The sequence below is a fragment of the Streptomyces bambusae genome, from assembly GCF_019400985.1.
Classification (GTDB): domain Bacteria; phylum Actinomycetota; class Actinomycetes; order Streptomycetales; family Streptomycetaceae; genus Streptomyces; species Streptomyces bambusae_A.
Genome location: NZ_WTFF01000325.1, coordinates 1 through 8,077, shown reverse-complemented (window position 1 = coordinate 8,077; position 8,077 = coordinate 1). Strand labels below are relative to the sequence as shown.

General features: G+C 75.5%; 10 protein-coding genes. 3 read left to right on the top strand and 7 right to left on the bottom strand.

Annotated elements, in window-relative coordinates; translation table 11 throughout:
• The first annotated feature begins 167 nt into the window (after positions 1-167).
• Positions 168-740, top strand: coding sequence for a MarR family winged helix-turn-helix transcriptional regulator (locus GPJ59_RS30160; RefSeq protein WP_219671088.1), 573 nt, complete (start codon positions 168-170; stop codon positions 738-740).
• Between the two features lie 900 nt (positions 741-1,640).
• Here the strand turns inward: GPJ59_RS30160 and GPJ59_RS30155 are convergent.
• The 3 genes from GPJ59_RS30155 to GPJ59_RS30145 form a co-directional block, all read right to left on the bottom strand.
• Positions 1,641-3,296, bottom strand: a complete 1,656-nt coding sequence (locus GPJ59_RS30155; protein ID WP_219671087.1) for a beta-N-acetylhexosaminidase — start codon at positions 3,294-3,296, stop codon at positions 1,641-1,643.
• 63 nt (positions 3,297-3,359) lie between these two features.
• Positions 3,360-3,836, bottom strand: coding sequence for a GlcG/HbpS family heme-binding protein (locus GPJ59_RS30150; protein WP_219671086.1), 477 nt, complete (start codon positions 3,834-3,836; stop codon positions 3,360-3,362).
• 39 nt (positions 3,837-3,875) lie between these two features.
• The gene (locus GPJ59_RS30145; RefSeq protein WP_219671085.1) at positions 3,876-5,120 is read right to left on the bottom strand and encodes an MFS transporter; all 1,245 of its coding nucleotides are present in this window, start codon (positions 5,118-5,120) and stop codon (positions 3,876-3,878) included.
• Between the two features lie 255 nt (positions 5,121-5,375).
• On the opposite strand from GPJ59_RS30145, the gene GPJ59_RS30140 reads away from it, so the two are divergent.
• Positions 5,376-5,846 (top strand): MarR family winged helix-turn-helix transcriptional regulator, encoded by a 471-nt coding sequence (locus GPJ59_RS30140; protein ID WP_219671084.1) that lies wholly within the window; start codon positions 5,376-5,378, stop codon positions 5,844-5,846.
• Between the two features lie 112 nt (positions 5,847-5,958).
• Here GPJ59_RS30140 and GPJ59_RS30135 read toward each other — a convergent pair whose 3' ends face one another.
• From GPJ59_RS30135 to GPJ59_RS38960, 4 genes are all read right to left on the bottom strand, one after another.
• The gene (locus GPJ59_RS30135) at positions 5,959-6,363 is read right to left on the bottom strand and encodes a hypothetical protein (protein ID WP_219671083.1); all 405 of its coding nucleotides are present in this window, start codon (positions 6,361-6,363) and stop codon (positions 5,959-5,961) included.
• 71 nt (positions 6,364-6,434) lie between these two features.
• Complete coding sequence (locus tag GPJ59_RS30130; RefSeq protein WP_219671082.1) at positions 6,435-7,010, bottom strand: hypothetical protein; 576 nt, start codon at positions 7,008-7,010, stop codon at positions 6,435-6,437.
• On the bottom strand, positions 7,007-7,753 hold the full coding sequence (locus GPJ59_RS30125) for an RNA polymerase sigma factor (RefSeq protein ID WP_308120565.1): 747 nt from the start codon (positions 7,751-7,753) through the stop codon (positions 7,007-7,009). The genes GPJ59_RS30130 and GPJ59_RS30125 overlap by 4 nt, the downstream gene beginning before the upstream one ends.
• A 22-nt stretch (positions 7,754-7,775) precedes the next feature.
• On the bottom strand, positions 7,776-7,853 hold the full coding sequence (locus tag GPJ59_RS38960) for a hypothetical protein (protein WP_258025141.1): 78 nt from the start codon (positions 7,851-7,853) through the stop codon (positions 7,776-7,778).
• Between the two features lie 7 nt (positions 7,854-7,860).
• Between GPJ59_RS38960 and GPJ59_RS37960 the strand changes: the two genes are divergently transcribed.
• The coding region (locus GPJ59_RS37960; protein ID WP_258025143.1) for a hypothetical protein at positions 7,861-8,077 on the top strand (217 nt) is incomplete at its 3' end.

The window sequence follows — 8,077 nt, the reverse complement described above, 5'->3', positions numbered from 1 at the left end:
GGCCGGAAGGCCGGAAGGCCGGAAGGCCGGAAGGCCGGAAGGCCGGAAGGCCGGAAGGCCGGAAGGCCGGAAGGCCGGAAGGCCGGAAGGCCGGAAGGCCGGAAGGCCGGAAGGCCGGAAGGCCGGACGAACATGACGAACCGAGGAACGGAAGACGGGAGCCCACGATGAGCTCGAACGCCATACAGCAGCAGCAGGAGGGGGAGGGGGCGGCGGGGACGGCGACGGCGCCGCCCGGCGGCTGTCCGGCCCCGCCGAGCGCCGTACTGGACGGTCCGGTCAGCCACGCCGTCAGCCGCGTCGCGCGGCTGCACCGGATCGCCGCCGGCCGCGTGCTGCGGGACCTCGGCCTGCACCCGGGCCAGGAGTTCCTGATGATGCACCTGTGGGACAACGGGCCGGTCCGCCAGTCGGAACTGATCAAGACCGTCGGGCTGGACCCCTCCACCGTGACCAAGATGCTCCAGCGCCTGGAGCAGGCGGGCCACGTCCGCCGCTGCCAGGACCCGGCCGACCGCCGGGCCTCCCTGGTCGAGGCCACGGAAGCCAGCTGCGGGCTGCTCCACCAGGTGCGGGAGGCCTGGGGCGAACTGGAACGGCAGACCCTGGCGGAACTGGACGCGCCGGAGGGCGCGGAGCTCCTGCGACTGCTCCTGAAGGTGGAACACGCCCTGTGCGCACAGGCCGCAGCCGACCCCGAGTGCCGAGCCGGGGGCGCGACCTCTGCTGCCCCCTGCTGACCCCGGCTGGGGGGCGCGGACTGAGGCGACTTCTGAGGCCCGACCGCGGGTGGGGAGCACTGCCAGGGCCCCGGCACGGACGGGGACCACTCCCCCGGCCGGCACGGACAGGGACCGCTCCCGGGGCTGCGCTGACGGGGACGACTGCCGAGGCCGACGCGGACAGGGACCACTCCCGAGGCCGACGCGGACGGGGAAGACTCCCGGGGCCGGCACAGGCAGGGACCACTCCCGAGCCCGGCGCAGACAGGGATGACTGCCGAGGCCCGGCCGCGGGCGGGGAGCACTGCCGGGGACCCGGCACAGACGGGGACCACTCCCGAGCCAGGCACGGACAGGGACGACCGCCGAGGCCCGACGCGGGCAGGGAGCGCTACCGTCCCCCGGCATGGACGGGGACCGCTGCCGAGGCCCTGCACGGACGGGGAGCACTGCGGGGGCCGGCACCGACGGGGACCACTCCCGGGCCCGGCACGGGCAGGGAGCACTGCCGGGGCCCGCACGGACAGGGACGACCTCCGAGGCCCGACGTGGGCAGGGAGCGCTGCCGTCCCCCGGCACCGACGGGGACCACTCCCAGGGCCGGCATGGACGAGAACCACGCCCGAGGTCGGCACAGCCAGGGACGATTGCCGACGCCTGGCGCAGACGGGGGCTACTGCCGCGAACCGTGTGGCGGGAACCGCTCAGGGCGACCGGGCAGGTGTGGGCATCGCCCAGATTCGCGGCTGGGCATCAGCCGGCCGTGGCAGGTCGGCGTCAGTCGGCTGTGCAGGTCGGCGCCTGGCAGCCGTGCGGGGTGGGCGTCAGCCGGCCCTGCAGGGTGGGGCTCAGTCGGCCGTGCACGTGGGGCTCGGTCGCCCCGCGCGGGTGGGGCTCGGTCGGCCGCTCGGGGCGGTGTCAGTCGGCCGTGCGTAGGCGGTCGGTGAGGGCGGCGAAGGTGGGCCACGGTTGCTGTGGCGGGCGGGGGTCCCAGGTCTTCTGGGCCAGCGCCGCCAGCGGCCGGGCGATGCCCGCCGCGACCTGGGCCTGCGTCTGGGCGCCTGCCAGGTCGCACCACACCGCGAGCCGGCCGCCGAGGATCTGGCCGGCGTACTGCGCGGGCACCGCGGTGGTGCCGCGCAGGACGAGCGGGGTCCACTGCTCGTAGATCCGCCGACCGGTGGGGTAGGTGAACTGGTTCGGCTCGCCCAGCACGTAGTACAGGTACTCGTCGTTGAGGTTGACCACCCGACGGCCCTCCCGCAGGTACCCGAGCGGCGGACGCGCGCCGATCTCCTTGCCCGTCCAGTACTCCACCTGGATGTCCTTCGCGGCCGTGGCCACGCCGCCGGCGAAGAAGCCGTCGTTCCACGCCTTCGGCTGCCGGCCCGCCGCCCGCACGACGGCCGCACGGTCGTTCAGCCAGCCCGTGGCCAGGTCCGCCACCCGCGCCCCGGCACCGTACCGCTGCTGCGCCGCCCGCGCGAGCTGCGGGAACGATGCCTGCGGGTCCTTCACCACCAGCGCCTGGTACTCGTCGGCGCCCAGGTGCCAGGGGCTGCCCGGGAACAGCGGCAGGTACTCGCGCAGCAGGTCGTCCACGAGCCGCGCCGAAGCCGGGTCGGAGATGTCCACCGCGCCCTTCACGGCCCGCCCCTGTACGTCGCGGAGCTGGAGCTCGGGGTGGGCGCGCAGGACGGCGCCGAGGTGCCCGGGCGAGTCGATCTCCGGTACGACCTTGATGTGCAGGCTCTCGGCGAGCGCCACGATCCGGCGCACCTCGGCCTTCGTCAGGTGCGGGGTGGAGACGATCTCGGGGTGGCTGTCGGAGGCGATCCGGAAGGCCTGGTCGTCGGAGAAGTGCAGGCCGAGCTGGTTGAGCTTCAGGTCGCCCATCTCGCGCAGCCGGTCCTCGATCCAGTCCGGGGTGAAGTGCTTGCGGGCGATGTCGAGATGGAGGCCGCGCTGGGGCTTGTCCGGCCGGTCCCTGACGGTGCCCTCGCCGATGGCCCCGGCGTCGCGTACGGCCTGCTTGAGGGTGCGGGTGCCGTAGAAGACCCCCGCCTGGTCGGGGCCGGTGATCCGGACGATGCCGTCGCGGACGGTCAGGGTGTAGGACTCGGGCGGACCGGATCCGGCGGCGCCGAGGGCGAGTTCGACGTCCCCGGACCGCGGGGCGGTGGCCGCGGTGCCGTCGGCCCGCGCGTAGCCGAGGCCCAGCTCGCGCGAGAGCAGCCGGCCCTCGTCCTCCAGGGCGTCGGTACTGCCCTGCGCGACGACGACCCGGGCGCCGTCCGCCGGCTTCCAGCCCGGCCCGCGGCCCGGCTCGAAGGCGCGCACCGCGGGGACGGTGCGGGGCGCGGTGGACAGCGCGTACGTGGGGGTCGGGGTGGGCGTCGGGGTGGGTGTCGGCGCCGCAGTGGCGGCGTCGGCGGTCGGGACGGGGACGACAGTGCCCGGGACACCCCGCGGACGGCCGTCCTGCGGGGTGCCCGTACAGCTCGTGAGGCCGAACGACAGCACCGCGACGACGACGGCCGAAGCGGTGCTGCGGGCCCTGCTGGATATGTGCATGGCATCACCACGTCCCCCACCAACGTCCCACCGGTGGCGGGGGCGCGCGACCCGGAGCGGTGATCAGTCGAGGGCGCGCAGGGCCTCGGCGGCGAACTCGTGGTCCTGCTCGGGGGCGCCGCCGCCGACGCCGACGGCGCCGACGAGCCGGCCGCCGCGGTGGACCGGCAGGCCGCCGGCTATGAACAGCAGCGGCCGGTCCAGCGCGGTGGGCAGCGTGTGGAACGGGCCCCCGGGCAGGACGGCGTCCACCAGATCGGCGGTCGGGGCGTTCAGCTGGAGCGCGGTGAAGGCCTTGCGGGTGCTGGTCTCGCCGGAGATCAGCACGGCGCGGTCGTCGCGGAGGAAGGCCAGCAGGTGCCCGCCGGCGTCGAGCACGCTGACGCTGACGGGTACGCCGGCCCGCTCGGCGGCGGCGCGGGCGGCGGAGAGCAGGAGTTCGGCGTCGGCGGTCGTCAGCGGGGCGACGGCGGTGCGGGAGGGGGCGGTGGTGCGGGAGGGGGCGGTGGTGCGGGAGGGGGCGGTGGTGCGGGGTGCCATGTCAGGTTCCTTGAGTGGGGATGGGGGCAGGGGTGGGGATCACGAGGAGGCGGAAGCGGTAGCCGGGGCGGTGCGGGGGCTTGCGGGCGTGTCCGCCGGCGCCTGCGCGCCGGTGACGACCCGGCTCGGCCGCGCTCCTGCGCCCCGGTGCTCCAGGACCCCGGACAGCACGGCGAGGACCAGGGCGGAGCCGGCCATGGCCGCGCCCACCCAGTTGGGGGCGGTCCAGCCGAGGCCGGCGGATATGACGGCCCCGCCCAGCCACGCGGCCAGCGCGTTGCCGAGGTTGAAGGCGCCGATGTTCACGGCGGAGGCCAGGGTCGGGGCGCCGGCGGCCTGGTCCAGGACGCGCTTCTGGAGCGGCGGTACGGTCGCGAAGCCGAGGGCGCCGATCAGGAACAGGGTGAGCGCGGCGGCGGTCCGGTCGTGCGCGGTCAGGGTGAACAGGGCCAGCACCACGGCGAGGGCGCCCAGGGACACGTACAGCATCGGCATCAGCGCGCGGTCGGCGAGCCGGCCGCCGACCAGGTTCCCGGCGACCATGCCGAGTCCGAGGAGGACCAGCAGCCAGGTCACGGAGGAGTCCGCGAACCCGGCGACCTCGGTCATCATCGGCGTGACGTAGGTGATCGCGGCGAAGACTCCGCCGAAGCCGAGCACGGTCATCCCCATGGCGAGCAGCACCTGGGCGTTCTTGAACGCGGCGAGCTCGTGCCGGACATGGACCCCTGCGGGCCGGGGCAGCTCGGGCACCAGGCGGGCGATGCCCAGCAGTCCGGCCACACCGAGCGCGGCCACCACGAGGAAGGTGACGCGCCAGCCGAGGGCCTGGCCGACGAAGGTGCCGAGTGGTACGCCGACGACGTTCGCGACGGTGAGGCCGGTGAACATGGTGGCGATGGCGCCGGCCCGCTTCGCGGGGGCGACGAGCTCGGCGGCGACGACCGCGCCGATCCCGAAGAACGCGCCGTGCGCGAGCGAGGCGACCACCCGGCCGGCCAGCATCACGCCGAAGGCGGGGGCGAGGGCGGAGAGGAGGTTCCCGGCGACGAACAGGCCCATGAGCAGCATCAGCATGCGCTTGCGCGGTATGCGGGTGCCGAGGACGGTCATCACCGGGGCGCCGAGGACGACACCGAGCGCGTACCCGGTGGCCAAGAAGCCTGCGGTGGGGATCGAGACACCGTAGTCGGCGGCGACCTCGGGCAGCAGGCCCATGATCACGAACTCGGTGGTGCCGATCCCGAAGGCCCCGATGGCGAGGGCGAGAAGTGCGAGTGGCATGGGGGGAGGCCCCTTCAGGGGAGATTGCTTTCGCGGCTTACGTGCGTCCACAATAATTGCAGACGCGTGATAATTGCAAGCGCGGGCTATTGCGGGTGTGCCCTATCCTGGGAAGTACGGGCGCGGCGAGACGCACGCGCGCAGCCGGTGCGACGGCGGAACTGGTACGGCGGCGGAACCGGTACGGCGGCGAAGCCGCGAGGACCGGACCACCCGGACCGACCCGGACCGCCACCCCAGCCGAAGGAGGAGCCGATGACGGCCACGGACCCCACACTCACGGGCCTGGCCCAGGGCTGGTGCGCCCTCTCCCTGCTGCACGGGCGGATCGAGGCGCACGTGGAGCGGGCCCTGCAGGCGGCTCACGACCTGAGCGTGCGCGAGTACTCCCTGCTCGACGTGCTCAGCCGGCAGCACGACGGACCCGGCGGGCACCTGCAGATGAAGCAGGTCGCCGACGCGGTCGTACTCAGCCAGAGCGCCACCACCCGGCTGGTCACCCGGCTCGAGGACCGGGGACTGCTCAGCCGCTACATCTGCGACACGGACCGGCGCGGAATCTACACGGACGTCTCCGAGGCCGGTCTCAGCCTGCTCGCCGCGGCCCGCCCCACCAACGACCAGGCGCTCCGCGAGGCCCTCGACTCCGCCGCCGCCAACCCGGACCTCGCCCCGTTGGTCACCGTGGTCGAAGGCATGCACGGCACTCCGGCACCCCGCCCGTAGGACTACGGGCGGGGGCACCGGGGCGCGGGCACCGGGGCAGGCGCGGGGCGAAGGAGGGGCTGAAGGGGGCGGCGGGAAGGAGGGAGGCCGCCGCCTGGGCCGCGTGGGCCGCCTAGCGGGGTTCTCCGTAAATGTCGCGGCCCGCCTGGTAGATGCGGGCGCTGCCGGAGGCCGTGGCGTGCTGGGTGACCGACGCCGGGGCGGGGGTGGCCGGGAGGGCCAGGAGGGTGCGCAGGTCGGCGGCCAGGTCCGGGTGGGAGGTGAGCAGGCGGCGCAGCCGCGCCGCCCACTCCGCCTCCAGTTCGGCCCGGGTCGTCCCGTCGCCCTCCTCCTCGGCGGCGAGCAGGTCCTCGTGGCCGCAGTCCAGCGCCTCGGAGACGTGGCGGGCGCGTTCCGGTGCGACCCGCCGCCAGAGTTCGACCACCCCGTCCCGGGTGCTCTGCCAGACGTCGGTGGCCATCAGGGCGACCAGGGTCGTTCCCGCCGTACCGGCCAGTGCCGCGATCTCCGGATCCATCAAACCCCCATCGTTTCACCGTCGTTGTCGCGGCATCACCCTAATCGACCACCTTCGGCGGCTGTCCGGTTTCAGCCACGGCTGGGCGACGGGCTGCTGCCCGCCGGGCTTCCGCTCGGCGTCACCGGCGGCGCCGAGGTGCCCGGGCGGGGCGACGTCGACGCGGTGCCGCGCGGGGGTGTCGAGGGCGACGACGGTGACCCGCCGGCGGACGGCGGACGAGAGGCCGACGGGCCGGCGGCCGGCGGCGACGAGGACCCGGCGGAGGGCGGCTGCGACGCGGACGGGGAGGACGGAGGCTTCGACGTACTCGGCCCCGGCGTCGGCTGCGAGCCGGTCGGTGAGGGCGGCGAGGCCGGGGGGACCGGGCGCGGGGCCGGGTCGTGCGGGGCCAGGGCGACGTACCCGGCGGCCAGGGCGGCGGCGGTCGCGAGACCCGCGAGCGGCAGCGCGTACCGGCGCAGGTGCAGCAGCAGGGGCAGTCGGCGCAGGTGCGGTCCGGGCGGGTCGGCGGGGCGCAGCGCCCGTACGTCGACACTGTCGGCGCGGGCGGTCAGGGCCTCGCGCAGGCGCCGCTCGACCGGGCGCTCGATCGGCTGCCCGACCGGCTGCCCGACCGGCCGTCCGCTCGTCGTGTCCGGCGTCATATCCGGCCCTCCAGGATCCGTTCCAGCGCGTCCAGGGCGCGGCTCGCGTTCGACTTCACCGCACCCCGGCTGATGCCGAGGGTGGTGGCTATCTCCGCCTCGCTGAGCTCCGCCCAGTAGCGCAGGACGAGGACCTGCCTGCGCCGCGGGGTCAGCCGGGCCAGGGCGGCAAGGACCTCGCGGTGGGCCTCGTCCAGGACGACGGAGTCCTCGGCGGAGGGGGCCTCCCCCGCGGGCGGCGGGGTCCAGCCGCGGACGGTCCGGCGGCGGCGCAGCACCGAACGGGAGGTGTTGACGACGGCGGTCCGCAGGTAGCCGAGCGCGTTGTCCACCTCCGTGATGTGCTCGCCGTGCCGGCGGTAGAGGGCGGTGAAGGCGTCCTGGACGACGTCCTCGGCGGTGGCCAGGTCGTCGACGAGCAGGACCGCCAGCCGGACCATGCGCAGCCGGTGGGCGTGGTAGAGCTCGCTGACGGTGGGCGGGCGCTCGCCATCCGCGTCACCGCGGCCGCGGGTGTGGCCGTGGCCGTAAGCGCCGTAGCCGTAGTGGTGGCTGTGGTCGGGGCCGTCGCCGTGGCCGTGGCCGTACGGGGGCGCGCCGGGGTCGGCGTACGGGTGCCGGGCCGGGGCGGTGGACCGGTCGCGGCACAGCAGCCCGCGCAGCAGGCCCCGCCACGCACGGCCGAAGCCGTGCGTGAGGGGAGCCGGGTGCGGCGCGAGCTGCTGGGCAACAGGGTGGAGCACGAGGTTCCTCGGGTGGGCCACGTCAGCGGTGCGCGCGGCGCCGCACGGCGAAGAGGGTTCCGGCACCGGCGGCGACGAGCAGGGCGGCCCCGGCGCCCAGGGCGGCGTTGGTCGCGTTCGAGGAGCCAGTATGCGCGAGCTCGCTCCCGGCCGGAGCACTGGGTACGGCCGAGGGCGACCCGGTCGTCGGCGGGGTCGAGGCCCCGGCGGCCGGCGCCTTGCTCGGCGTCGCGCCGGCCGGCACGGACGGCGTGGCCGAGGGCGCCGCGGACGTCCCCGCGGTCGGCGCCGTGGACGGCGAAGCGCTCGGCGGCACGCTGGTGC